Below are 22,021 nucleotides of genomic sequence, written 5' to 3' on the forward strand. Positions count from 1 at the left end.
GTCAATTGAGGCGATTTCCGCTGAGCATGATGGCCATCGCATCCTCAGGCAGGAGGCCAAGTTGTTCAAACAGCGACAGGGAATCCACACCGCTGTTGATCTGCACCATTTGCCCGCCCTCAAACCGGGCTATGATCTGGTTGAACACATGGACGGGCGCGCCGGTTTCGGCGGACTGGCTCTTGATTTCGACCAACGCAGACAGCCAGTCATCCTGCTCCACCACAATCGGGTAGGACACCTGAATCGGACCCAGCAATTCCCGCACCATGCTGACCAATTCGGTGAAGTCATCCGCATCAAAGGGCATATCGCCCATAATCCCCCGCGTGCGCGCATCCGGCGCCATCACCCGCGGGATTGCTGTCAGATCGCCCTTGACCCAGATATCCTCAAAATAGGTTTGTAGCGTTTCGAGCTTTTGCGGCATGTGACGCCCTTCCGCGACCATCCAATGGACTTCGGATGTAGCAAGGCGGTCTTAACAACCTCTGAAGGGGGGTGGAAAAGTGCAGGCTTCTGTTGCCAGGTGCCTGCGAACCCCGCCTTACGCTGCTAGGCGCAAGGACTTAAGTTTCAATGTTAGTAACAGCTTACGCTGCGACTGCCATTGGAGCACGATTGTCATTTGCAATTGTACAAGTTTCGCCGGTAACGGTGGCAGACAGCCGAGACAAAGCAAACCCCTTTAGACGTCCGTCGATCCTATTTCGACCCCATGGTCCCCCAAATGAAGGGATGTTTGGTGGAGTCGCCGGGTACCGCCCCCGGGTCCGATCCGCTTATTACGAGCGCGTTTATGTCCATAGTCCCGAAGGACAATCGCAATATAGGCGCATGGGGTGCCGGTTGCAATCTGCTGGTGACTTTTTCGGAGCGACAGCTCTCAGTTCATGTTATACATAAGAATTGGCGCATAAACATCTGCATATAAACGATATACTGCCCTAAAGAGATGAGTAGGCGGCAGTCATCACAACCTGCCCACCGATATTGATAGCAAGGGCAACAGCGGCCACAGCCACTTCACTGGCAAAGAAAATCCATTTGAGCCGGGTTTGGCCGTCCAGGATCAGCGAGGTTAACCGCCCCAGCCCTCCGCCAGCCCAGATGAAGCCGATCGTGGCAAACGCCGCCGGTGTGTGCAGGATCAGTGCCCCGATCCCGGCGACCACAAACAGCGCCCCCGATGCTGCCCGCACTTCGGATCGGCCCATGGTCGAGCCGCCATCCTTGAGGTCCACCGTGTCCATCGTGTAGCGCGGCGCGAGCCAGCCCAGTGCGCCAAAGCCGATAGTGAGCACCACAAGCGCGTAGTTGATGAGAGTGATCCAGTCCATGGGCGGGCGCTCCGGGCGAGGTGCATTTCACCGCCCAACGCGCAACCTTGGAATTGGTTCAAAGATTGGCGGCGATGAACCAAGCGGCCAGCGCCGCCTCGATCCCACCAAACAGCATCACTTTGGCAAATGGCGGCTTGTCGAGCGCCAGCGACACAGCCCGACCCAAAGCCGCTCCGGCAAAGGCAAAGCCGATCATGCCATAGCCCAAGGGATGATCAAGCCACAGCGCCCCAAGCCCGGCCACCACGAACAAGCCGCCGACGCTTGCGCGCAGCTCGCTCAGCCCCATGGTGCTGTGGGTTGTGGTCAGATCGAGCGCACCGGCGGTGTAGCGCGGCGCGAGAAATCCGAACAGCCCGAAGCCGATGGTTAGCAGGCAGGCGATGATGTTGAGCGTGTCAGTCATGCCACGCAGGTAGAGCCCGCGCCGCTCTTTGACAAGCGCGCCTCACAGATCATCCGTGATAGGCGTGTTCAGCAACTCTTCGAGCCGCGCGTTGAAGGCGGGCAGGGGGAGATCCGGGTCCAGATCGGTCAGCGGGGTGATGGCGACGCTGACATGGCGGCGCCCCTTTGTGCGCCCCAGAAAGCTCCAGAACAGATCATGGGTGGCGCGCTGGAACTGCCCCAACCCGTCAAGCCGCAGCAGGACGACGGGTGTGTCGGGCTTGCTGCGCAATATGTCATGCAACCCTGACAGCCCCGGCGCGATGATTTCTTGCGGTTGGCGCCGGGCCATGCCCGCAGGAAACAGCAGCACGCAGTTGCCGTTGTCCAGCACGCGGTGGATCACCCGCAAGGTCTGTTGTTTTCGCGCCGCACGCCGCTCATCGGGCCAGGATTTAGGCGAACTCATTGGAATGGCAGACCCGATCCACATCGGCAGCCACTGCATCCAGTGGTAATATTCGTCGTAATGGACTGTCGGGCGGATCCGCTTGGTCGAATACAGGATTGCCGAAATGAGGGGCCCGTCATGGCGGCTCACGTGGGTGGCAAGGATCAGCGTGCCGTGGTCGGTTTGCAGCAGGTGCTTGCCCGAACAACTGACGTTGTAAAACAGCGCGTAGTAGCTGCGGATCAGGATGAACAGCGTGTGGCGCACCCATTTGCCAACTGTGGCGTCGATCAGGCGGAGCATGAGCCTCATTTCGGGTTGCGTCGGTTGGCCCACCCTCTCGGTCTGGTTGCGCAGCGTCAATGCCTATTTGAACGCTATAGCGCCATCCAGAGGCCCAGCCCACCGACCACGATCAGGCTGAGCGTCCAGACGAGTTCAAGGTCGAACCAGCTGCGGGAGAGGAATTGCAGGCCCAACCAGCGGTGGGTGGCATAGGCCATGGCCCCACCTGATCCCATCATGGCGGCGGTGTGCAGCACGGCCACGCCAAGGGCGAGGGCCGTGGTGGCCATCAGGGCCGAGGCGGCGCGGTGACCTGCGTCCAGTTCCTCGATGGCGCAGAGGCCCAGATAGATAGGCACCAGCATCAGGGCGGCACCGTGCGCGAGGGCGACGAGGAAGGACCACAGCGCGAGGCGATGGGGCGGGATGCGCGCGAGAAACCTTGGATGGCGGCGGGTGATGGCGAGGAAGACACCCATACCTATGACGATGATCCCGGCCCCGAGACGGATTTCCCGCTCGTAGTCGATCAGCAGGGTCATCATCGAAAAGGGCAGCAGGATGCCCAGCATCGCCGCGAAATGCCCTGCGGACAGTGCGCCGAGCGCGGGCCAAAGGGCTGCGCGCCGCCGCTCGAACAGCGCAGAGGAGACAGCCAGCGGCCAGCCCATGCCGGGATTCAGCCCGTGATAGAGCCCCGAAAGGATTACGGCGAGCCAGAGGCCCGCCGCAGTTGTCATGTCCATCTAAACAGACGGATAGCAGAAGCTGTCAGTCGAACAGTCCCCACCCTCAAGCCGGATCTGGTGACTGCGGTAGCCTTCAGGGAATTTTGTCCAGAACTTTTTGTCCAGCGTCAGCCCGCCATTTTCACCCACATGCGCCATGACCATCGCCGCGCCCCGATCTCCAGGATAGAACTGATCGTCCCATGTGGAATAAAGCGAGTTGGTCCAGTAGACGCGCTTACCATCGCGGCTGATCTCGACCATCTGCGGGCCATAGCCGAAATCCTCGCCATTGGGGTGCTTGTGCTTGGCCACGATCCCGCCGATTTCGACCTTACCCGCCAGAACAGGGTTCATCGGGTCGCTGACGTCATACTGGTGCATCTCGCCCAGACCCCAACAAGCGACATAGAGGTATTTGTCGTCCAAGCTGAGGTCGATATCTGTCACAAGCGGCGGCACCGCACCAAATCCCTTCAGCAGCTCTGGCAGGTCGTCTGCATCCGCAGGGACAGGGTCGATGGTGATGGTTTTCTTGGCCTGCCATTCGCCAGCCTCATCGCGCCACCAGGTAAAGATCGCGCCCTGCAGGTTGGTGGTGTCCACCACCACACCGCAAAAGCCGTATTCCTTCACCGGATCGTGGGCCGGGCGGATCTCCAGCGCCATCTGGTGATTTTCGCCCAGATCCAGCGATTTCACCACCTTGCGCGCGCGCAGATCCCAGAAATGGATGGTGTGGCCGTATTTGTTGGACAGCAAGTCCTCGGGCACGACCCCATTCTCGAACTGCGGGGGCAGACCCCATTCCGAACTCACCATGTAGTCACGCGGCAGGTTCCACCAGAAATCGTAATGCTTGTCCTGAATGCCGCGATCCATCTCGTAGCGGCCCTGGATTTCAAATGTCTGACAATCCATGATGAAAATGCCCGGAGGGCCGTCAGTGCCATCCGCGCCGCCCCCGCCAAGGGTCGAGACATAGATGCCCTCGGGGCCGCAATGGATCGTGTGGGGGCGGGAATAGCCCGTCTTGGCCATCAACTCCTCGGGTTCGATGATCTTGTGGATCTTGGCGTCGCGGGGGTCTTTGACGTCGATGATGTAGATGCGGGACGAGCGAATGCCCGGAATGATCAGGTAGCGGCGTTCCAGAAAGGCATGGCCGGTCAGGGGCGAGAGGGACGACGAACAGGCGTTCCAGCCGAAATGGTGAAACTCATCGCCAAGGTTGGGCACGTAGAGCTCGTGCACGATCTGCCCATAACTGTCTGATTTCGGGTCAACATCGACGACGGCCAGCCCGTCGGGCTTGGTGCCATCAGGGCTGAGCATCAGCGTAAATGCGAGCGTCTCAACCGGGGCTTCCATCGCCATTTTGGGCGAGGGGTGAAATGTGGGGTCTGGTCTCAAATTCATAGCGTCCTCCCTGACGTATGTTGCACTGTGCCCGGCCCCTGCCTGTCTTAATTGACCTTATGTGAGAGGGGTCAGGCGGTCTTCTCCTTGGTCCTGTCTTTGCGGTTTGTGCGTTCGGCCACAACGGTGTGGCCCAGATCGCGGGTATAACTTTCGAGCGCAGCAAGGGCCGCTTCGGTGCCCAAGGCATCGCGCGCCTCAAGGGTTGCGACCATGTTCTGATGCATCATCACGATGCGCTCGCGCGAGCGGGCGGTGAAGGTGATCATGTTCATCAGCGGCTGCATCGCCTCGACCGCACCGGCAAGTTGATAGCTGAGCATCGGGTTGCCTGCCGCATCTACCAGCGCGCGGTGAAAGGTGACGTCAGAGGCGCAAAATGCCTCGTCACTCAGCCCGGGTTCGGACTGGCGGGTGATTTCGGCGCGCATGGTGGCCAGATGATCCGGCGTGCGCCGCGCGGCCGACAGGGGCGCACAGGCCCGTTCGAGCGCATAGCGCGCCTCACAGGCCACATCAAAGCTGACCGCGTTCATTGACAAAAGCAGCGTCGAGGTGGTCACGGCCTGCGCATAGGCATCCTCGAACCGCAGCCGGTTCACGAAGGCGCCACCCGTGGCCCCACGTTGCGTGCGGATCAGGGATTGGGCCGCCAGCCGCTTGAGCGCCTCGCGCACGGTGGGGCGGGAGACATCGAATTGTTCTGCCAGTTCCGCCTCGCTCGGCAGGCGCTGATCCACCATCAGATCGCCAGCGACAATCGCGTCCCGGATCGCCTTCGCAATCTGGGCGGAAAAGTCGGCGCTGCTATCAGGGTCAATTTTCATTTGGTCACTTTTTAATTGTCTGGCATTTTAATGTCTGACATTTAATCTGGCAAGCATTGAGTCGCAGCACGGTTTGGGAGGACGCATGCCGCATCTTGTTCGCTCAACTTTGTGGCTGGGCTTCTTCGGGGCCATTCTGGCGGCATGGTGGGTGCTGTTCACCATGTCGATGGACATGGATGTGGACCTGTTCGGGCGGCCCGGCGAGATGGGCGCGCGTATGGCTGCGATGGATCCGCGGATGCCGATGTATATGCCCATGGCCAACTTTGGTCCGCTGTTCGCGATGTGGGCGATCATGATGGCGGCGATGATGCTGCCGACTCTGGTGCCGACCCTGCGCGCTTATGAGGATCTGATGGTGTCGGCCACCGGCACAAGGGCAGGGTGGGTCGGTGTGATTTCCGGCTATCTGCTGGTGTGGCTCGCCTTCGCCGCGCTGATCGCGGGCGTGCAACTGACGCTGCTTTATGGCGGGGTGGTCGACATGCTCGGTATATCGAAAACGACGACCTTCGCGGGGCTGCTGTTGCTGGCCGTCGGTGCCTTCCAGTTCACGCGCGCCAAAGAGGTCTGCCACGGCGTCTGCCATTCCCCGATGATGTATTTTCTGGGTCACTGGCGCACCGGCTTTGCAGGCGGGGTGCGCATGGGCCTTGGTCTTGGCGCATTCTGCGTAGGCTGTTGCTGGGGATTCATGGCGCTCGGCTTCGTCGGTGGCGTGATGAGCCTGGCCTGGATGGGCCTTGCCACCCTGTTCATGGTGCTCGAAAAACTACCCCAGATCGGGCATGTTGTGACCAAACCCATGGGGGCGATCCTGATCGTCGCCGGTCTCGCGGTACTCGCGTGGCCCTATATCGGAGGACTATGAGATGGCCGTAAAACGACGCCCCGACGCGGACAAGCTGCCGATCAGCCAACGCATCGATAGCCGGATGCCGAACCCGGGCCGCCGCCAGATGACGCCGACCGAGTGGGCGATCAAGGGCGAGTTGTTCCTGAACTGCTCGTGCGAATTGTTCTGCCCCTGCGTCGTGTCCCTCGGTGCGCACCCGCCCACCGAAGGGCATTGCCATGCGTGGATGGCCATTGCGATCGACGAAGGCCATTACGAGGGCGAGGATCTGTCGGGCCTGAATGTCGGTCTGATGGTCGACATTCCGGGCCGCATGGGCGAGGGCGGCTGGCGCGTGGCGGCTTATGTGGACGAGCGTGCGAGCGGGAAAGCCTATAACGGGTTGCTCCAGATTTTCTCCGGCGCGGCGGGCGGCACGACTGGCCTGTTCACCATGCTGGTCAGCGACATCGTTGGGGCCGAGCGCGAAAAGGTCGAGATCGTGCGCGACGGCAAGAAACGTGGCCTCTATATCGGGCGCAAGATTCAGGGCGAGATCGAGATGATCACTGGCAAATCCGAAGATCACCCGGTGATGATCACCAACTCGAAGTACTGGATGGGGCCGGACATTATCGCGGCGCGCGGTCTGAAATCGAAAGTGCGCGATTACGGGCGCATCTGGGATTTTGGTGGCAAATCGGCTGAGATCTGCCCGATTGATTGGAAAGGCCCCAAACCATGATTGAGGCCGGGTATGTCCGTTCGATGGCCCGGTACAATGCGTGGCAGAACCGCCAGTTGACCACGCTGCTGACCGACATGACCGATGCCGAATTGCGCGAGGATCGCGGCGCGTTCTTTGGGTCGATCATGGCGACGCTGAACCATATCCTGTGGGGCGACACCTTGTGGATGAGTCGGTTTGAGCCGCGCATCAGCCCGCCGGGCATACCGCCCGCCAAACATGCCGAGTTCACCCCGACTTTCGCGGTGTGGACTGCTGAGCGGTTCCGTATGGACGGGGCAATCCGCATGTGGGCGGACACGCTGCGCACACTCGACCTGAAGGGCGAATTGTCCTGGTATTCCGGGACGTTGAAGCGCGATTTTCAACAGCCCTTCGCCAATTGCGTGGTCCACTTTTTCAACCACCAGATACACCATCGCGGCCAAGTGCACGCGATGATGACAGCCGCCGGGGGCGAGGCTCCGGTCAGTGACATGGTCTTTATGCCTGAGGATGAATGATGGCCGCAATATCCCCTTCGCGTCGGCTGCGCCGCACGCCGTTTTCCGCTGGCGTTGAGGCGGCGGGCGTCAAGGCCTACACCGTTTATAACCGCATGTTGCTGCCCACGGTTTTCGAGAGCGTTGAGGCAGATTATCGCCATCTGAAAGATCACGTGCAGGTCTGGGATGTGTCGGTCGAGCGGCAGGTCGAGCTGCGCGGACCGGATGCGGGGCGTTTGATGCAGATGCTCACCCCGCGCGATCTGCGCCGGATGCTGCCGGGACAGTGTTACTATGTGCCCATCGTGGATGAGACGGGCGGCATGTTGAATGACCCAGTGGCGGTCAAGCTGAGCGAGGATCGGTGGTGGATTTCCATTGCGGATTCCGATCTGCTGCTCTGGGTCAAGGGCATCGCCAACGGCTATCGTCTGGACGTGCTGGTGGATGAGCCCGATATCTCTCCGCTTGCAGTGCAGGGGCCGAAATCAGACGACCTGATGGCGCGCGTCTTTGGCGACCGCATCCGCGACATCCGATTTTTCCGCTTTGACATGTTCCAGTTCGAGGGGCGCGATCTGGCGATCGCGCGCTCGGGCTATTCCAAGCAGGGTGGGTTCGAAATTTACGTTGATGGCACCGAAATCGGAATGCCGCTTTGGGAGGTGCTGTTTGCCGCCGGTGAGGACCTCAACGTGCGCGCAGGCTGCCCCAACGGGATCGAGCGGATCGAGGCGGGCTTGCTGTCCTACGGCAACGACATGACCGACGACAACACCCCGCATGAATGCGGTCTGGGCCGGTTCTGCGACACGCAAACGGCGATTGGCTGTATCGGGCGCGACGCGTTGTTGCGGGTGTCCAAGGAAGGCCCTGTCCAGCAGATCCGCCCGATCGCGATCCATGGAGATCCGGTGCCCGGATGTGATCGGGTGTGGCCGCTTTATGGTGGTGGCAAGCGGGTTGGGCAGGTGACATCTGCCGCCTGGTCCCCCGATTTTGAGACCAATGTGGCCATTGGTATGGTGCGCATGACGCATTGGGATCCCGGCACCCCGTTGGAAGTTGAGACACCGGATGGTATGGCCCGCGCAACAGTGCAGGATGCGTTCTGGATTTGATCGTCGGACTGGGGCGCTGCCCCAGACCCCGCGGTTTATTTGGCGAAATGAAGCAGGGGATCAGCCCCCGGACAGGAGAGCGATATGTTTGATGCGTTGGTGGTGGACAAGGATGAAGACAGCGGCAAGACCTCCGCTGTGGTGCGCCAGATGTCGCTGGATGATCTGCCTGCCGGAGAGGTGACCGTCGCGGTCGAGTATTCCACCGTCAATTACAAGGATGGGCTTTGCATTGGTCCCGGCGGTGGGTTGGTGCGCAACTATCCCCACATTCCGGGCATTGATTTTGCAGGCACCGTCGAGGCATCAGACGATGACCGCTATGCCCCCGGCGACAAGGTTGTGCTGACCGGATGGCGGGTAGGTGAGGCGCATTGGGGGGGATACTCTCAGAAGGCACGGGTTAAGGCCGACTGGCTTGTCCCGCTGCCCGACGGCCTCGATACCCGGCAGGCGATGGCGGTGGGCACGGCTGGTTTCACAGCGATGCTGGCTGTAATGGCGTTGGAAGATCAAGGGTTGAAGGCTGGCCCTGTCCTGGTGACCGGCGCAGCAGGGGGTGTCGGGTCTGTTGCCACTGCGATCCTGGCAAATCTGGGTCACAAGGTGGCCGGTGTCACGGGGCGCCCTGAAACAGCCGACTACCTCACCGCGCTTGGCGCGAGCCAGATTGTCGCGCGTGAAGAGATCAACGAAACAGTCAAACGTCCCCTTGAGGGCGAGACCTGGGGTGGCTGTGTCGATGCTGTCGGCGGCGCGATGCTGGCCCGTGTGTTGGGTCAGATGGAATACGGGGCCAGCGTGGCGGCCGTTGGTCTGGCGGGTGGTGCGGGCCTGCCGGCCACGGTCATTCCCTTCCTGCTGCGCGGTGTGAACCTGCTTGGCATCGACTCTGTGATGCAGCCATACGACAACCGGCTGCGCGCGTGGAGCCGCATCGCCAAGGATCTGCCCATGGACAAGCTCGAAGACATGGTGCAGCCCGCAACCCTGTCCGATCTGCCCAAACTTGGTGCGGATATTCTGGCCGGTCAGGTCAAGGGCCGCGTGGTTGTGGACGTCAACGCCTGATTGCGCCACGATCCTTGCATCGTTTCCAGCGCCCCCTAAACCTCGTGGGGCGCAGCACCATATACGGGAGAGCACGCCGCAATGACCGCCTATGACAACCAGAACATCTTTGCCAAGATTCTGCGGGGCGAGATCCCGTCCTTCAAGGTCTACGAGGATGACGAGACCTTGTGTTTCATGGATATCATGCCGCGCACGGACGGGCATTGCCTAGTGATCCCCAAGACGCCATGCCGCAATGTGCTAGATGCCTCGGACGCGCAATTGGCCGCTGTCATGGCGACCGTCAGACGGGTGGCCAACGCGGCCAAGACGGCCTTTGCGGCGGACGGAATCACCTTGCAGCAGTTCAATGAGACGGCAGGCGGTCAGGAGGTCTTCCACCTCCATTTCCACATCCATCCCCGCCACGAAGGCGTGGCGATGCGCGCGCCCGGGACCATGGGCGACATGGACGCGATCAAGGGCCATGCCGAGGCGATCTCAAAGGCGCTTTAGACCCGCGTGCCGAACCATGCCGGTCTGCGAGGATGGCAAAATCCTGATACATTTGGGCCTGTGTCAAGGCCCCGACACCTTCAGTAGCGAATGCGCGTTAACCTGCCGAAAGGTGAAGAATTGACGGTGATTTTCACCAATACGCGCAAAACGACCACCTGAATGACGTTTTCGGCGGTAAAACCCGGAATTAACATTTCGCGTATCGGGCGCGCCGTGGTTTCCTGTGCCTTACAAAAAAATGAAAAACAGGAAGGAAGCCATGTCCATTCAACCTCCATTGACGGAGCTACCGATTAAGACCGCGAGCAGCGGTTTTTATCGGGGGTTCAGCGTCGACGTCACCGTGGTCAGCAAGATGATCATTTCGGTGCTTGTCGTCTGGTGCATCTTTTGGCCGACACAGTCGGGCCGTGTGCTTGGCGATCTCAACTCCGTCATTCTGTCGAACTTTGCGGCTTGGTATATCTGGGTCGTCGCATTCTTTATCATCGTGTGTCTGGGCCTTGCCCTGTGGCCAGCGGCGGGCAGGTTGAACCTTGGGCAGCCGGGCGAGAAGCCGGAATTCACCAACTTCTCTTGGTTTTCGATGATGTTCGGTGCGGGGATCGGTGTGGGCATGTTGACCTGGGCCGTGGCCGAGCCTGTGGCGCATTTCGGGTCAAACCCCGAAACCATTCAAGGGATCACGACCGGCGGGGCCGCAGATAACGTGCGTATGGCCTATAAGTGGTCGTTCCTGCATTGGGGTCTTGGTGCTTGGGCCTGCTACGCGGTTGCTGGCCTGTCGCTGGCGTTCTTCAGCTATCGCCGTGGTTTGCCGCTGACCATCCGCTCGGCCCTGACCCCGCTTTTTGGGTCGTCGCTCTCGGGCAAGCTTGGCCATGTCATCGACATTGTTGCTGTGGTTGCGACCATTCTTGGCGTCGCCCAAACCCTCGGGTTCGGGGTTGAGCAGTTCGTTGCGGGTCTGACCCGGATCGGCATCGGCGGTTTGATGAACGAAGATGGCGGGGCCACCTTTGTGGGCATCGTGGTCGCCTTGCTCGCGATCATGGGGGCCTCGACGCTTTCGGCATTGTCCGGTGTGGGGAAGGGCATCAAGTGGCTCTCCAACATCAACATGGTGTTGTCGATCTTCCTGCTTGGGTTCTTCATCATCTTTGGGGCCACATGGTTCGGGGCCACTGCAATGGTGGTGGGCATCTGGGACTATCTGGTCGCACTGCCAGCGATGAGCTTCAACGTCTTCACCTCCGACGGTGTTGAAGGGTCCGAAGCCTTCCTGCTCACTCAATGGCAGGGCTGGTGGCCTGTGTTCTACTGGGCTTGGTGGATTGCCTTTGCACCATTTGTGGGCCTGTTCCTTGCGCGCATTTCGCGCGGGCGCAGCATCCGTGAGTTCGTGTTGGGTGCGATGATCGTGCCTGCGCTGATGTGCTTTGTCTGGTTCGCCTGGGCAGGCGGCACGGCCATCGATCTTGAGTTGAACGGCGGGGCCAATGGTGTCATCTTTGATGCGGCCAATGGCGACAAGATCTTTGCCATGACCGAATTCATGCTCGCCCCCGTCGCGCAGGCCCTGGCCTGGGGTATGGCGCTTTTGATCGTTGTGCTGCTGATGACGTTCCTTGTGACCTCTGCGGACTCCGCGGTGTTGATCGTGAACACCATCAATGCAGCCGGCGACGAAGGTCCCAAGGCGCGCCCACATATCATGTTCTGGGGTATCGCGCTTGGCCTTGTTGTTGGGGGGCTGCTGTTGTCAGGCGGCACATCGGCGATCCAGACCGCGATGGTCATCGGCGCGCTGCCGTTCTCGGTGGTGATGGTGTTGATGTGCATCGCACTGATCAAGGCGATCTACAATGACAGCCGCCGTGAAGCGGCAGGCGTGCCGTCGGTCCATTCCGAGATCGAGGGTGCGACCGGAAACGGTTTGTCGCCTGCCGAGTAGGTCGGTCTTAGAAAAAGGAAGAGGCCTCCGCACGGAAGTGCGGGGGCTTTTTGTTGGTGGGGGTTGGATCTCTGGTTTGCGGACGAAGTTGACTTTCGCTGCGTCTGCGCGAATGACTGTTTTTCGAGTTGATTGGCTTCTTCGGTGAACGCTTGAAATGACGCCATTTCCGTATGATGACCCTGTTTGGGACGCGGCTCCGCACTGCTATGGTGTTGGTGCTAATGTGCTTTTGGCAGAACTAGAAAAAGAGTGGAGCGACGAGGCCGCTGACTATCTTTTTTTCTCAGCCTTACTGCATCAAGGAACAACCTATCCCGCCAGCTATCTAGCCATCCCACACCTGTTGCGTCTTGCCGAGAACTTGACAGGCAAACCACGTCTTATGATCGCAAATCTAATGGGCGGTTTAGCCTTGGCAGGACAGCAACCTGCCCATACCGACTACTCTGGCGTTTCTTGCACACACGACAATGCATGGCTGAAAACACCGGTTGGCCAAGCTGCAGCAGAAGAGTTCGAGAGAAGCCTTCCGCAAGTAGGTGCTTTATCCATCGAAGCTTACAAGGCCGATCCGTCACACTACTTCGCATCTGGATTGGCCGCCGCTGAAGGGGAGGTCGACTTCGCAACGTGGCTCACAGCCGGAGAAAATGGTGGTTTCGAGTGTCCTACTTGTGATGGCGACCATGAATGGTGGCTGCTTGACGCGGAAATGGGCATCTACAAAAACGATGATGTCTTTGGTGTGGGTGCTGACTGGCTGGATGACTACAACAAAAGGGAGTTTAAGCACGCCGATAGTATCGCCAAACCCCGGACTGAACCCTCACGAATTTCAGCGTTAAGAAAACAGCTTGGCTCACTCGATTCCATTACAGATGGTCTCTTCACCAACTTCAAATCTACAGTTGTTTGCGCCCATTGTGGGTGGGTTGGGCAGCACCCCTAAGAACATCCGCTATTTGTTTCTCGACTCTCGAAAGCCGCCGTTCGAGCACAGCGCAGCATCATGCATTTTGGGCTCATTGCTGACCTTCGCACCAAACGCAAACCGAACAAAAAAAGGCACCGCCAAAGCGATGCCCTCCCAAATTTCTAAACTGCCGAAGCGGCTTACAAATACTTGCCCATCTCGACCGCCGTGTCGCCCATGCGGTTCGAAAAGCCCCATTCGTTGTCATACCACGACAGGATCCGCACCATGTTGCCGTCCATCACCTTGGTCTGGTCGGTGGCAAAGATCGACGAGTGGGGGTCGTGGTTGAAGTCCATCGACACGAGCTTGGCATCCGTCACCCCGAGCACGCCTTTCAACGGGCCGTCAGCCGCAGCCTCGGACATTGCGGCGTTGATCTGCTCGGCTGTGACGTCGCTATCGACTTCGACGGTGAGGTCCACGCAGGATACGTTGGGTGTAGGCACGCGGATCGCAACGCCGTCGAGCTTGCCGTTCAACTCGGGCATCACGAGGCCGACGGCCTTGGCCGCGCCGGTCGAGGTCGGGATCATCGACAAGGCTGCCGCGCGCGCGCGGTAGAGGTCCTTGTGCATCGTATCGAGCGTCGGCTGGTCGCCGGTATAGCTGTGCACCGTGGTCATGAAACCGCGCTTGATCCCGAACTGATCGTGCAGCACCTTGGCTACGGGTGTCAGGCAGTTGGTCGTGCAGGAGGCGTTGGATACGATCACATCATCGCCCGAAAGCTGACCGTGGTTCACGCCGTAGACAATTGTTTTGTCTGCATTTGTGCCGGGGGCCGAGATCAGAACCCGGCTCGACCCGTTTTCCAGATGCGCCTGGCAGGCGTCTTTGGACGTGAAGATACCAGTGCATTCCAGCACGATATCCACGTGGCCCCAAGGCAGGTCGGCGGGGTTGCGCTCGGCAGAGACCTTGATCGGGCCGGTGCCCACGTCAATGCTGTCGGCACCGGTTTTCACCTGCACCGGAAAGCGGCCGTGGACGCTGTCGTATTGCAGCAGATGTGCATTGGTTTCGACCGGACCCAGATCGTTGATCGCCACGACCTCGATATCCGTTCGCCCGCTTTCGATGATCGCGCGCAGCACATTGCGGCCAATGCGGCCAAATCCGTTAATCGCAACTTTGATGGCCATGATAGCCCCCGTATCTGGTGTCAGAATGCAAGTCGGGCACGCCGCGCATGGCGCTGTATGCCGTTATCGCTAACAACGCGATTTAAGCGGGAGTGTCAACCGGGCAGGGCGGATCGCCGCCCGTATGCTCAGCGCCAGAAGGCCATCCATTCCAGCAGTTCAGCCAGCTTTTTGGCAAGGAAAATAAGATGTTCGTTCCCGTACAGTGTCACGTCGACGACAATTGCGATCACGATGATCAACCCAAGGAAAAATGCGATGCGGTTGGTCATGGCGGGCTGCGGTCCTGAAACGAAAAAGGCAGCGCCGTTGTGACAGCACCGCCCCATCCTTGCAAGCGGTGTGCGCGCTTAGTTCAGCCGGCCCATCGCAACGGCCACATCCGCCATACGGGCCGAAAACGCCCATTCATTGTCATACCAGGCCAGCACCCGTACCAAGCGGTTGCCGACCACCTTGGTCTGCTCGGGCGCAAAGATGGAGGAGTGTTCGGTATGGTTGAAATCAATCGACACCTTTGCCTCATCATCATAGGCCAGCACCCGGCCCATGGGCCCGCGCGCGGCCTCTGCCATGACGGCGTTCACCTCTTCGACGGTCACATCGCGCCCTGCCTCGAAGGTCAGATCCACCGCCGAGACATTGGGGGTCGGCACTCGCATGGATGTGCCATCCAGCTTGCCCGCGAGATTTGGCAACACCTCGCCGAGCGCCTTGGCGGCCCCGGTCGAGGTCGGGATCATCGCCATCGCCGCAGCGCGCGCCCGGTACAAATCGTCGTGGCGGCGATCCAGCGTTGGCTGGTCGCCGGTATAGCTGTGGATGGTCGTCATTACCCCGCGTTCGATCCCGATTGCCGCGTCCAGCACCGATGCCAGCGGGGCCAGACAATTGGTGGTGCAAGACCCGTTCGAAATCATCCGGTCATTGGCCGCCAGCAGGTCGTCATTGACCCCGAACACGATGGTCTTGTCCACGTTCTTGCCCGGGGCCGACAGCAGCACCTTGCCCGCGCCACGGTCCATGTGGACGGCGGCCTTGTGCCCGTCATTGAACTTCCCGGTGCATTCCAGCACCACATCGACACCCTCCCAATCGAGGCTGCTCATGTCGTAGGTCGACATCATCCGGATCGGTCCGCGCCCCAGATCCATCGTGTTGTTCGCGACCGTAATATCGTTCGGGAACCGGCCATGGATGCTGTCATATTTCATCAGATGGGCCGCCGTTTCCAGCGGCCCCGTCGCGTTCACCGCCACCACGTCGATGTCGTTGCGCATGGAGGTGACGATGTGGGACAGGGTGCAGCGTCCAATGCGTCCGAACCCGTTGATGCCAACTTTGATTGTCATAAAACGTGGTCCTTCATGCCGTGCCGCGTTAAGTATTGCGAAACTCTTAGCCCTAGCACTGTGGTCTGAGAACCCTGAAAGAGGCGGAAAAACAAAGTGTTAGCGATAAAGGTGTTCAATGGTATACAGTTGGCGCTAACACGTGGTGGAACTTTTCGGCCTGTCGGGCGCTAACACAGACAGGCACACAATCGGAGCGGACGGTATGAGCGGTCTTTTGGCACTTTTGGATGATGTGGCGGGAATCGCCAAGATCGCGGCGGCCAGTGTCGATGATGTGGTCAGCCAGGCGGTCAAGGCCGGATCAAAAGCGGCAGGGGCCGTGATTGACGATGCCGCCGTGACCCCCAAATACGTGCAAGGCTTTGCCGCCGACCGCGAATTGCCGATCATCTGGCGCATCGCCAAGGGGTCGATGATCAACAAGCTGGTCTACCTGCTGCCCGCCGGTCTTGCGCTGTCGGCCTTTGCGCCCTGGGCCATTCCGCCGCTGCTTATGCTGGGGGGTGGGTATCTGTGTTTTGAAGGGGCCGAAAAGGTCGCCCATGTGCTGGGCTGGGGCCATGGCCACGAGGATTACGAGGGCAAGGAAAACACCGTCGAAGACCCCGCCCATCTGGAGGAAGAAAAAGCCAAGGGTGCGATCAAGACCGACTTTATCCTGTCTGCCGAGATCATGACCATCTCGCTTGCCGCGATCCCCGAAAGCAATTTCTGGATGGAGGCCGCGACACTGGCCGCCGTCGCCATCATGATCACCGTGGCCGTTTATGGCTCGGTCGCGCTGATCGTGAAGGCGGACGATGTGGGCCTTGCGATGTCCAACAGGGGCCGTCTGGGTGTGACACGCGCGATCGGGCGGGGGATCGTCAAGGTCATGCCGGGCTTCATGAAGCTGCTTACCATCGTGGGCACCGCCGCGATGCTCTGGGTCGGCGGGTCGATCATCGTACACGGGCTGGCCGAGATGGGCTGGCACGGGCCGGAGGACGTGATCTATGGCGCGGGCAAGGCGGTGGCGGGGGCCGTGGGCGATGCGTCAGGCACCGTGGCGTGGTTCACGAAGGCGGCGATTGACGGCGTGCTGGGACTGGCCTTGGGGTTCGTGCTGATCCCGGTGGGGGAGAAGGTGATCACGCCGGTGTGGCGCAAATTCGCGCCGGACGCTGTTTGAGGGGGAGGGGGGCGCTTCTATGTCCGCTCTGCGGGACTTTGCCGCCATTCGTTTTTTGATCTTCGCTGACGCAGCATCGCTTCGCGCTTGCGGCATGTTTATCGCTGCGTTGCAGACCACGTCGCCGATGCGGCCATTTAACCTGGCTCTATGATGTCAAATTCAGACCGCGCATTCGCTGCGCGGTATTAGAAATATCGACGCGCGGGAGGAAGTGTGAATTCACTGTATTTACAACAATCACCGCTTGTCTGATTCAAGCTATCTGGATCGTGGAAGACGGCCTTCGGGCAAGACATAGCTATTCTTAGAATTCTAGAAATCGTCAAATTCCGGAACATTGCCCAGCCTAATAAGGAAACTTGGCGTTCCAACTTCTCCGCTGTTTGGGTCCTCAATTACCATGTAGGCGTCGGCTCCCGCGCAATCTTCGGATACAGCTTCTCGTTCGGCTCTGTTTTGTGCCTCCGACGCTGTGGAATATTCGTATTGCTTGGCAATTTTTAGGCCAGCATGTCCATCACGCCCAGCCTTCGTTTCTACATATGTCTGGCAGATATAGTGAATTTTCTCTGCGGTCTGCTCTGAGCTTGTCATGGATTTATCCTTAGAGGGAGCGAGGGGTGATTGGGAAGTTTGGGAGCGGCCTAAGATCGGCGTTTTTTGCGCGCTGCTGTGGCCTTGGTTTCTGGTGGTGTGTTCGCTTCTCTGTCGAGGCGGGCGTTGCGAAGTCGGGTAATTTTAGCTTGTCGTTCTTCCGCGTCTTCATCAACCATCTTCCTGACAACACGCGTCGTCTTGTCCATTGGGGTCTCTGGCTTAGCGTCATACGCTTTAAACACATTCTTTTTTGTGAGCTTCACCAATTTTCGGTCTCCTTTTTTTTGATTTGAGGTTCGTTCGTCTAGGCGAGCTTTTTCAAACCAGCGTAAGATGTTCGGACTTGCCCTGGATTTGTCGCGGTTGTTTTACGGGCAGATCATAGAGTGGTTTCACTTCGATGTCGGGTGCGGCCATTGCATGCATCAGCGCCTTGTAATTCATCTGAAACCTCACTTCGGATCCCAACCTCAGCGTGGATCGGTTCGCCCCAATGAGGAGATGATCGCTGGTTGCGCCGATCATTATGCACCCTTCAGGCATTGAAAGCCCCAGAACGTCCGTGTCCTGATGTCCCATCGCGAGGATAAGACGCGTGGAGACACCATTGGTTGGCACGATGCGAAGTTTTGCCAAAGTTGGATCGACCAAGGCAATGGGGAAAGGCGCAGGCTTCTCACCCGTTTCGATAACTTCGGCGATAAGGGTGAAGGCGTCCGTGTGCATTCCTCCGATCCGGTCGCCAGACACTGGTTCAACACCCAGAAGAATTGCCTCCCCCAGTCTTAGGTCGTTGATACGGCCAGTATCTTGACTTCCAAGTGCCCAAGGCAAGTTTGCAGAGTTGCCACCGGACACGGTTTTCAAGAATGGGCCACACACGCCCTCAATTTCGTTCGCGAGGTCGTAAAGAGAGGCCATTTGAGACGCAGTGGGGGCGATCCTGCTCAGACAGGCAAAGTTTGCGCCAATGCCTTTCAATACGGCGCCAGGCATTTTCATGACCTGTCGCGCAATGTCAGCCAAGTTCTCGGGTAATATCCCGTCGCGCTGATCGCCCATCTCGACCATCAGTATGATACCGTGAACCTTATCTTTGCGGATGGCGGCAGACGCCAAGGCCGCAATGACAGCAATCTCTGTGTTATAGCTCGCTTCACAGAGCTGAACGACCTCATCGACCTGACTTAACATCGGCGTTCGGATCAGCGTGACCGGGCAGGTGATGCCTGCTTGACGTAGCCTCTGCACGTTGTTGATACGTGCATCCGCGAGCCCAAAGGCCCCCCCGTCCAGCATAGCCTGAGCGATCGCAGGATGCCCGCAGACAGCCTTGGTAACGCCTGTGACTCCAATTTCACGCGGACCCAACCGCCGAGCGACGGTTTGTGTGTTGCGACGTATCTTGCTCAAATCCACTTCGATGCGCGGGCAGTTCATATCGCGGCCATGATTGGCCTTTGCGTCAAACCGGGGTATGCGGCCACCACCATCGCAAGCAAATGGGCAGCCGGTCGGGCCAATGCATCGGTGACAGGCAACCCGAGTTTCTGTGATTGCGCCGCGATGGTGTCGGTTATTTCGGCGTCAGACATCCCCTCATGATTGAGCGTGACACCGATGACCTTTGTATCTGCAAAGGCTTCGATCAACGCAATCTCACTCGATGGGGCGGGCATTGACATGCTAGGGAAATCGCAGCGATGTGCACGTTTGGGGGCGTGCTGGAGGATGACAGCATCTGGCTGGCTACCACGCAGGATAAACGCAGATGTGCAGAATGTGGGATGGCTCAGTGCGCCCTGACCTTCGATCAAAATAACATCGGGTTGTTCAACTTCAGAAGCCGCAACAATCGCGCCTTCAAGCTCGCCACAGCAGAACTGGGGCGGCACGGCATCCATTGCGATCCCGTACTTTGCGCCTTGCATCAGGCCGGTCTGGCCCGTGCCGACAAGCACCGTCTTGATGCCCTTTGCATTCAGGGCGCGTGCCAAAACGGTCGCCGTTGTGCGCTTGCCTATGGCACAATCTGTCCCAAGAACTGCTATGCGCAGAGCTTTGACATCACTGACACTGCCATCGAACAGGCGCATGTCTTTGCTGGGTTTCGGCTTGCGGATGTCCCGAATCGTGACATTCCGTTCGGATGCGGCGGTGGCTATCTGATGGTCGTCGCTCAGATACTCATGCAGCCCGCTCACGATGTTCATACCAAGCTCAATTGCTTTCAGAACAACGCCCCGGTCCGCAGGTGAAAGACGCCCTGTCGAGGGGGCCATCCCATAGATCATCGTATCGGGAATGACAGCTTGATGTGCAACCGCAGCATCCAGATCACCAAAGATCGGTATGTGGTTCACTGCATCGTCGAGAACAGATCCGCTGTCTTGTCCGCCATAGGTGCTGTCGATGACAGAAAGGATCCGATACGCCTCCGAATGGCGCACGAGGCCATTCGCAGTCTTGCCATCGATTTGCGCGAAGTTCCCTTCGCAATAGACGACTGCAGTTGGTGGCGCTGTGACCGGCCTGATTGAAGTCGCATGTTTGGGTTCGCTGTGGGTCATTGGTGGCGCTTGCGCGCCTCTGACGGGACGGCGGATGGTGTCGACAGTTTCAGATTTGGTTTCCATTGTAGTTCCCTTTTTGTGTTGGCACGGAGGACATAACTGTCCTCACCTGCGCATTTTGAAGTCCGTGTTGCCGTGCTTTGCGCCTAATTGTTAAGCACGCACAGCCCCTTTGATTTTTGGAAATTTTTGTTGCACTCCCAACGGTTGCCCGACCTGTCCAGATGCGCGTTTTCGGGAACGTTTATGAATTCGCATGCCTCGCCTGAGGCTTCGTATCCACGTTCGCACTTCCACCCTGTGCCGTAGGTTGCGTCGTCGAAATATGCATTTGCGGGGATCGCGACGGCTGCGCACAGACCGTCCTGTTCAAAGAAGCCGCGCTCACATGTCCAAGGCTGGCCGTATCCTGATCCATTTAGATAGGCGTTGGCCGGAACCGCAATGGCAGTACACAGGTCGCCAGTTTCTTCGGACCCACGTTCGCACGTCCACGTCGAGCCATATGAGGCATCTGCCAAATATGCATTCGCTGGCAGGACGATCTCCTGACATGTGTCATCAACCTTGATGAAGCCGCGCAAACACCGCCACCGCTCACCTGACGGATCCAAAAACCCACCCTCAGGCACCTCTATTGCAACACATGCAGTTTCGTCGGTCCTGCGAAACCCATGCAGACATTCCCAACCGGAACCGTAGGACCGGTTCGTGTCGTATGCGTTTTGCGGCACAATCACAGCGACGCAGGCATTTTCGTTCAGCCGGAATCCAATGTTACATTCCCACCCATCACCGTAACTTTTCGCACTGGCGTTCTCAGGCATGGGCTGAGTGGCGGTTTGGGCAAATGCTGGTAGTGCAAACAGCAGGAGTGCAATAATCGAACCCATAAATAGGGCCACGAATTTTGGTGTGTCCGCTGGGATATGGGCAGTGATAGATTGCGGGGGTCGAGGCTCCGTTAACTGTGATTTACGCTCCATCTAACTCAAGCCCCGCAAGACACGCGGCTGCCAGATCCCGGCTTGGGGTATCAGTGCCCGGCAATGTGGCCCAGCCGGTTTCCATCATGGCTTTGCGTCGCTGAAAGCTTGAAGCTTCTTGAAGTGTCGCTAGTTTTGCGGCGCGTTCTGTATCTGCTTCTGACAGATTTAGGCAAACTGGCACCATCGCCAATGTGACTTCCTCTGCCGCAAAGCTTTGGGCCATCTCGTCTGCACTGCCTGCAGTTGTCCAGCCGCCCCAAGTGAAGCCAAGAATAGAGACAGCAACTGCGCCAACCAAGGCGCCGTAAACACCGGGTTTCGTCCATTCTGGAAATGTCATTTTTGATCCTCTGACGGAGAAAGCGCCGCCGCACTATTTTTGATTACGTTCGTGTTTGCGTTGGCCTGATCCTGCGCCAGAGCCAACTCCAGGTCTCGGTGATCCACTGCGCGTAGCTCTGACTTTCCTGCGTGCAAATTGATCAATAGAAACGTCGCGGTCCGTCGGTACGCAGCAAAGCTGTGGCACTGCATGACTTCGTCGTCTGCCAACACTTCGTATTCGCCCGCAGGCAGTTCATTAGTGTAGCCCGCGACCACAAACGGATGAAGAAATGTCACAACTGACGTGGTCGTGCGCGATAACATCGGCAACCTTCCCAAACATCAGATCCCTGCTACAGGACGTGACAGCTTAATTTTCATGATGGATGATTGTGGCCCGCTCTGGCAGGCTGATGCGCCTATGCCGCAGAGAACCGCAATTTTCGTATCTCTCATATAGTCTCTTGGCGTCGGAAATACAACGTTGGTGACTCTGGCTCTTTTTCTCAGACCACCCATGCCCACAAAGAGGTCAAGGTTAGCAAGCCTCCAGCGTGTGCATCGGAAGAGCCTTCTCCAGTTATGTCATTCTCTCGATTCGCCCGTTCAGAAGCTGACACCTGCTGCGTCACAGAAGATTGGTAGAGAGGGCGTGACCTGCTCCCCTGAGAGTCCGTGTTTATAAGTTAGCTCTGTTCAGGTTTTGGTCCTCTTCTGACCGGTTAGCATA

General features: G+C 58.7%; 26 protein-coding genes and 1 other RNA gene. 9 read left to right on the top strand and 18 right to left on the bottom strand.

Annotated features, from left to right (window positions below; translation table 11 throughout):
• Position 1 precedes the first annotated feature (1 nt).
• From Q0908_RS02500 to Q0908_RS02535, 8 genes are all read right to left on the bottom strand, one after another.
• Positions 2 to 430, bottom strand: a complete 429-nt coding sequence (locus Q0908_RS02500) for a nuclear transport factor 2 family protein (RefSeq protein WP_299280846.1) — start codon at positions 428 to 430, stop codon at positions 2 to 4.
• A 78-nt stretch (positions 431 to 508) separates the two neighbouring features.
• Positions 509 to 859, bottom strand: a transfer-messenger RNA (tmRNA) gene (ssrA, locus tag Q0908_RS02505).
• An 88-nt stretch (positions 860 to 947) separates the two neighbouring features.
• The gene (locus Q0908_RS02510) at positions 948 to 1,340 is read right to left on the bottom strand and encodes a DUF4345 family protein (RefSeq protein ID WP_299280847.1); all 393 of its coding nucleotides are present in this window, start codon (positions 1,338 to 1,340) and stop codon (positions 948 to 950) included.
• 58 nt (positions 1,341 to 1,398) lie between these two features.
• Entirely contained in the window at positions 1,399 to 1,749 is a 351-nt protein-coding gene (locus Q0908_RS02515) for a DUF4345 family protein (protein WP_299280848.1), read from the bottom strand.
• 42 nt (positions 1,750 to 1,791) lie between these two features.
• Positions 1,792 to 2,484: a 1-acyl-sn-glycerol-3-phosphate acyltransferase gene (locus Q0908_RS02520; RefSeq protein WP_299280849.1), complete on the bottom strand. Its 693-nt coding sequence runs from the start codon at positions 2,482 to 2,484 to the stop codon at positions 1,792 to 1,794.
• Positions 2,485 to 2,558: 74 nt separating this feature from the next.
• The gene (locus Q0908_RS02525) at positions 2,559 to 3,206 is read right to left on the bottom strand and encodes a hypothetical protein (protein ID WP_299280850.1); all 648 of its coding nucleotides are present in this window, start codon (positions 3,204 to 3,206) and stop codon (positions 2,559 to 2,561) included.
• A 6-nt stretch (positions 3,207 to 3,212) separates the two neighbouring features.
• A complete protein-coding gene (locus tag Q0908_RS02530) occupies positions 3,213 to 4,613 on the bottom strand; it encodes a selenium-binding protein SBP56-related protein (RefSeq protein ID WP_299280851.1) in 1,401 nt (466 codons plus the stop codon).
• A 71-nt stretch (positions 4,614 to 4,684) separates the two neighbouring features.
• Complete coding sequence (locus Q0908_RS02535) at positions 4,685 to 5,440, bottom strand: GntR family transcriptional regulator (protein ID WP_299280852.1); 756 nt, start codon at positions 5,438 to 5,440, stop codon at positions 4,685 to 4,687.
• An 85-nt stretch (positions 5,441 to 5,525) separates the two neighbouring features.
• On the opposite strand from Q0908_RS02535, the gene Q0908_RS02540 reads away from it, so the two are divergent.
• The 8 genes from Q0908_RS02540 (at position 5,526) to Q0908_RS02575 (ending at position 13,110) form a co-directional block, all read left to right on the top strand.
• The gene (locus tag Q0908_RS02540) at positions 5,526 to 6,314 is read left to right on the top strand and encodes a DUF2182 domain-containing protein (RefSeq protein WP_299280853.1); all 789 of its coding nucleotides are present in this window, start codon (positions 5,526 to 5,528) and stop codon (positions 6,312 to 6,314) included.
• A 1-nt stretch (position 6,315) separates the two neighbouring features.
• The gene (locus Q0908_RS02545) at positions 6,316 to 7,023 is read left to right on the top strand and encodes a DUF1326 domain-containing protein (RefSeq protein WP_299280854.1); all 708 of its coding nucleotides are present in this window, start codon (positions 6,316 to 6,318) and stop codon (positions 7,021 to 7,023) included.
• A complete protein-coding gene (locus Q0908_RS02550) occupies positions 7,020 to 7,529 on the top strand; it encodes a DinB family protein (protein WP_299280855.1) in 510 nt (169 codons plus the stop codon). Before Q0908_RS02545 ends, Q0908_RS02550 begins: the two co-directional genes overlap by 4 nt.
• Positions 7,529 to 8,632, top strand: a complete 1,104-nt coding sequence (locus tag Q0908_RS02555; RefSeq protein WP_299280856.1) for a dimethylsulfoniopropionate demethylase — start codon at positions 7,529 to 7,531, stop codon at positions 8,630 to 8,632. The genes Q0908_RS02550 and Q0908_RS02555 overlap by 1 nt, the downstream gene beginning before the upstream one ends.
• Positions 8,633 to 8,716: 84 nt before the next feature.
• Positions 8,717 to 9,703: an acryloyl-CoA reductase gene (gene acuI / locus Q0908_RS02560; RefSeq protein ID WP_299280857.1), complete on the top strand. Its 987-nt coding sequence runs from the start codon at positions 8,717 to 8,719 to the stop codon at positions 9,701 to 9,703.
• Positions 9,704 to 9,784: 81 nt separating this feature from the next.
• Positions 9,785 to 10,201 carry an HIT domain-containing protein gene (locus Q0908_RS02565; RefSeq protein ID WP_299280858.1) on the top strand — a complete coding sequence of 139 codons (417 nt, stop codon included), beginning with the start codon at positions 9,785 to 9,787 and terminating at the stop codon, positions 10,199 to 10,201.
• A gap of 262 nt (positions 10,202 to 10,463) precedes the next feature.
• On the top strand, positions 10,464 to 12,158 hold the full coding sequence (locus tag Q0908_RS02570; RefSeq protein WP_299280859.1) for a BCCT family transporter: 1,695 nt from the start codon (positions 10,464 to 10,466) through the stop codon (positions 12,156 to 12,158).
• A 157-nt stretch (positions 12,159 to 12,315) separates the two neighbouring features.
• Entirely contained in the window at positions 12,316 to 13,110 is a 795-nt protein-coding gene (locus tag Q0908_RS02575; protein WP_299280860.1) for a hypothetical protein, read from the top strand.
• 164 nt (positions 13,111 to 13,274) lie between these two features.
• Here Q0908_RS02575 and gap (Q0908_RS02580) read toward each other — a convergent pair whose 3' ends face one another.
• The 3 genes from gap (Q0908_RS02580) to gap (Q0908_RS02590) form a co-directional block, all read right to left on the bottom strand.
• Positions 13,275 to 14,279, bottom strand: coding sequence for a type I glyceraldehyde-3-phosphate dehydrogenase (gap, locus tag Q0908_RS02580; protein ID WP_299280861.1), 1,005 nt, complete (start codon positions 14,277 to 14,279; stop codon positions 13,275 to 13,277).
• Between the two features lie 128 nt (positions 14,280 to 14,407).
• The gene (locus Q0908_RS02585; RefSeq protein ID WP_299153585.1) at positions 14,408 to 14,551 is read right to left on the bottom strand and encodes a hypothetical protein; all 144 of its coding nucleotides are present in this window, start codon (positions 14,549 to 14,551) and stop codon (positions 14,408 to 14,410) included.
• Positions 14,552 to 14,629: 78 nt separating this feature from the next.
• A complete protein-coding gene (gene gap / locus Q0908_RS02590; RefSeq protein WP_299280862.1) occupies positions 14,630 to 15,631 on the bottom strand; it encodes a type I glyceraldehyde-3-phosphate dehydrogenase in 1,002 nt (333 codons plus the stop codon).
• A 205-nt stretch (positions 15,632 to 15,836) separates the two neighbouring features.
• Between gap (Q0908_RS02590) and Q0908_RS02595 the strand changes: the two genes are divergently transcribed.
• The gene (locus Q0908_RS02595; protein WP_299280863.1) at positions 15,837 to 16,805 is read left to right on the top strand and encodes a DUF808 domain-containing protein; all 969 of its coding nucleotides are present in this window, start codon (positions 15,837 to 15,839) and stop codon (positions 16,803 to 16,805) included.
• Positions 16,806 to 17,120: 315 nt separating this feature from the next.
• Here Q0908_RS02595 and Q0908_RS02600 read toward each other — a convergent pair whose 3' ends face one another.
• The 7 genes from Q0908_RS02600 to Q0908_RS02630 all read right to left on the bottom strand — a co-directional run bounded on the left by Q0908_RS02600 (position 17,121) and on the right by Q0908_RS02630 (position 21,615).
• Entirely contained in the window at positions 17,121 to 17,402 is a 282-nt protein-coding gene (locus Q0908_RS02600) for a hypothetical protein (protein ID WP_299280864.1), read from the bottom strand.
• Positions 17,403 to 17,452: 50 nt separating this feature from the next.
• Positions 17,453 to 17,671: a hypothetical protein gene (locus tag Q0908_RS02605; protein ID WP_299280865.1), complete on the bottom strand. Its 219-nt coding sequence runs from the start codon at positions 17,669 to 17,671 to the stop codon at positions 17,453 to 17,455.
• A gap of 52 nt (positions 17,672 to 17,723) precedes the next feature.
• The gene (locus Q0908_RS02610; RefSeq protein ID WP_299280866.1) at positions 17,724 to 18,845 is read right to left on the bottom strand and encodes an alanine racemase; all 1,122 of its coding nucleotides are present in this window, start codon (positions 18,843 to 18,845) and stop codon (positions 17,724 to 17,726) included.
• Complete coding sequence (locus Q0908_RS02615; protein WP_299280867.1) at positions 18,842 to 20,041, bottom strand: DUF1611 domain-containing protein; 1,200 nt, start codon at positions 20,039 to 20,041, stop codon at positions 18,842 to 18,844. The genes Q0908_RS02610 and Q0908_RS02615 overlap by 4 nt, the downstream gene beginning before the upstream one ends.
• A gap of 83 nt (positions 20,042 to 20,124) precedes the next feature.
• Positions 20,125 to 20,871 carry a hypothetical protein gene (locus Q0908_RS02620; protein WP_299280868.1) on the bottom strand — a complete coding sequence of 249 codons (747 nt, stop codon included), beginning with the start codon at positions 20,869 to 20,871 and terminating at the stop codon, positions 20,125 to 20,127.
• Positions 20,872 to 20,953: 82 nt separating this feature from the next.
• Positions 20,954 to 21,307: a hypothetical protein gene (locus tag Q0908_RS02625; RefSeq protein WP_299280869.1), complete on the bottom strand. Its 354-nt coding sequence runs from the start codon at positions 21,305 to 21,307 to the stop codon at positions 20,954 to 20,956.
• The gene (locus Q0908_RS02630; protein WP_299280870.1) at positions 21,304 to 21,615 is read right to left on the bottom strand and encodes a hypothetical protein; all 312 of its coding nucleotides are present in this window, start codon (positions 21,613 to 21,615) and stop codon (positions 21,304 to 21,306) included. The genes Q0908_RS02625 and Q0908_RS02630 overlap by 4 nt, the downstream gene beginning before the upstream one ends.
• Between the last annotated feature and the right edge of the window lie 406 nt (positions 21,616 to 22,021).

The sequence above is a fragment of the uncultured Tateyamaria sp. genome (genome assembly GCF_947494755.1).
Lineage (GTDB): Bacteria > Pseudomonadota > Alphaproteobacteria > Rhodobacterales > Rhodobacteraceae > Tateyamaria.

Bases quoted from the DNA above. Each gene is read 5' to 3' on its own strand.
- Q0908_RS02585 (WP_299153585.1), bottom strand. From the start codon at position 14,551: ATGACCAACCGCATCGCATTTTTCCTTGGGTTGATCATCGTGATCGCA.
- Q0908_RS02520 (WP_299280849.1), bottom strand. From the start codon at position 2,484: ATGCTCCGCCTGATCGACGCCACAGTTGGCAAATGGGTGCGCCACACG.
- gap (WP_299280861.1), bottom strand. From the start codon at position 14,279: ATGGCCATCAAAGTTGCGATTAACGGATTTGGCCGCATTGGCCGCAAT.
- Q0908_RS02525 (WP_299280850.1), bottom strand. From the start codon at position 3,206: ATGACAACTGCGGCGGGCCTCTGGCTCGCCGTAATCCTTTCGGGGCTC.
- Q0908_RS02550 (WP_299280855.1), top strand. From the start codon at position 7,020: ATGATTGAGGCCGGGTATGTCCGTTCGATGGCCCGGTACAATGCGTGG.
- Q0908_RS02595 (WP_299280863.1), top strand. From the start codon at position 15,837: ATGAGCGGTCTTTTGGCACTTTTGGATGATGTGGCGGGAATCGCCAAG.
- Q0908_RS02515 (WP_299280848.1), bottom strand. From the start codon at position 1,749: ATGACTGACACGCTCAACATCATCGCCTGCCTGCTAACCATCGGCTTC.
- Q0908_RS02565 (WP_299280858.1), top strand. From the start codon at position 9,785: ATGACCGCCTATGACAACCAGAACATCTTTGCCAAGATTCTGCGGGGC.
- Q0908_RS02500 (WP_299280846.1), bottom strand. From the start codon at position 430: ATGCCGCAAAAGCTCGAAACGCTACAAACCTATTTTGAGGATATCTGG.
- Q0908_RS02600 (WP_299280864.1), bottom strand. From the start codon at position 17,402: ATGACAAGCTCAGAGCAGACCGCAGAGAAAATTCACTATATCTGCCAG.
- Q0908_RS02615 (WP_299280867.1), bottom strand. From the start codon at position 20,041: ATGGAAACCAAATCTGAAACTGTCGACACCATCCGCCGTCCCGTCAGA.
- Q0908_RS02630 (WP_299280870.1), bottom strand. From the start codon at position 21,615: ATGTTATCGCGCACGACCACGTCAGTTGTGACATTTCTTCATCCGTTT.
- Q0908_RS02570 (WP_299280859.1), top strand. From the start codon at position 10,464: ATGTCCATTCAACCTCCATTGACGGAGCTACCGATTAAGACCGCGAGC.
- gap (WP_299280862.1), bottom strand. From the start codon at position 15,631: ATGACAATCAAAGTTGGCATCAACGGGTTCGGACGCATTGGACGCTGC.
- Q0908_RS02540 (WP_299280853.1), top strand. From the start codon at position 5,526: ATGCCGCATCTTGTTCGCTCAACTTTGTGGCTGGGCTTCTTCGGGGCC.
- Q0908_RS02575 (WP_299280860.1), top strand. From the start codon at position 12,316: ATGACGCCATTTCCGTATGATGACCCTGTTTGGGACGCGGCTCCGCAC.
- Q0908_RS02620 (WP_299280868.1), bottom strand. From the start codon at position 20,871: ATGGGTTCGATTATTGCACTCCTGCTGTTTGCACTACCAGCATTTGCC.
- Q0908_RS02610 (WP_299280866.1), bottom strand. From the start codon at position 18,845: ATGAACTGCCCGCGCATCGAAGTGGATTTGAGCAAGATACGTCGCAAC.
- Q0908_RS02535 (WP_299280852.1), bottom strand. From the start codon at position 5,440: ATGAAAATTGACCCTGATAGCAGCGCCGACTTTTCCGCCCAGATTGCG.
- Q0908_RS02555 (WP_299280856.1), top strand. From the start codon at position 7,529: ATGGCCGCAATATCCCCTTCGCGTCGGCTGCGCCGCACGCCGTTTTCC.
- Q0908_RS02625 (WP_299280869.1), bottom strand. From the start codon at position 21,307: ATGACATTTCCAGAATGGACGAAACCCGGTGTTTACGGCGCCTTGGTT.
- Q0908_RS02545 (WP_299280854.1), top strand. From the start codon at position 6,316: ATGGCCGTAAAACGACGCCCCGACGCGGACAAGCTGCCGATCAGCCAA.
- Q0908_RS02530 (WP_299280851.1), bottom strand. From the start codon at position 4,613: ATGAATTTGAGACCAGACCCCACATTTCACCCCTCGCCCAAAATGGCG.
- acuI (WP_299280857.1), top strand. From the start codon at position 8,717: ATGTTTGATGCGTTGGTGGTGGACAAGGATGAAGACAGCGGCAAGACC.
- Q0908_RS02510 (WP_299280847.1), bottom strand. From the start codon at position 1,340: ATGGACTGGATCACTCTCATCAACTACGCGCTTGTGGTGCTCACTATC.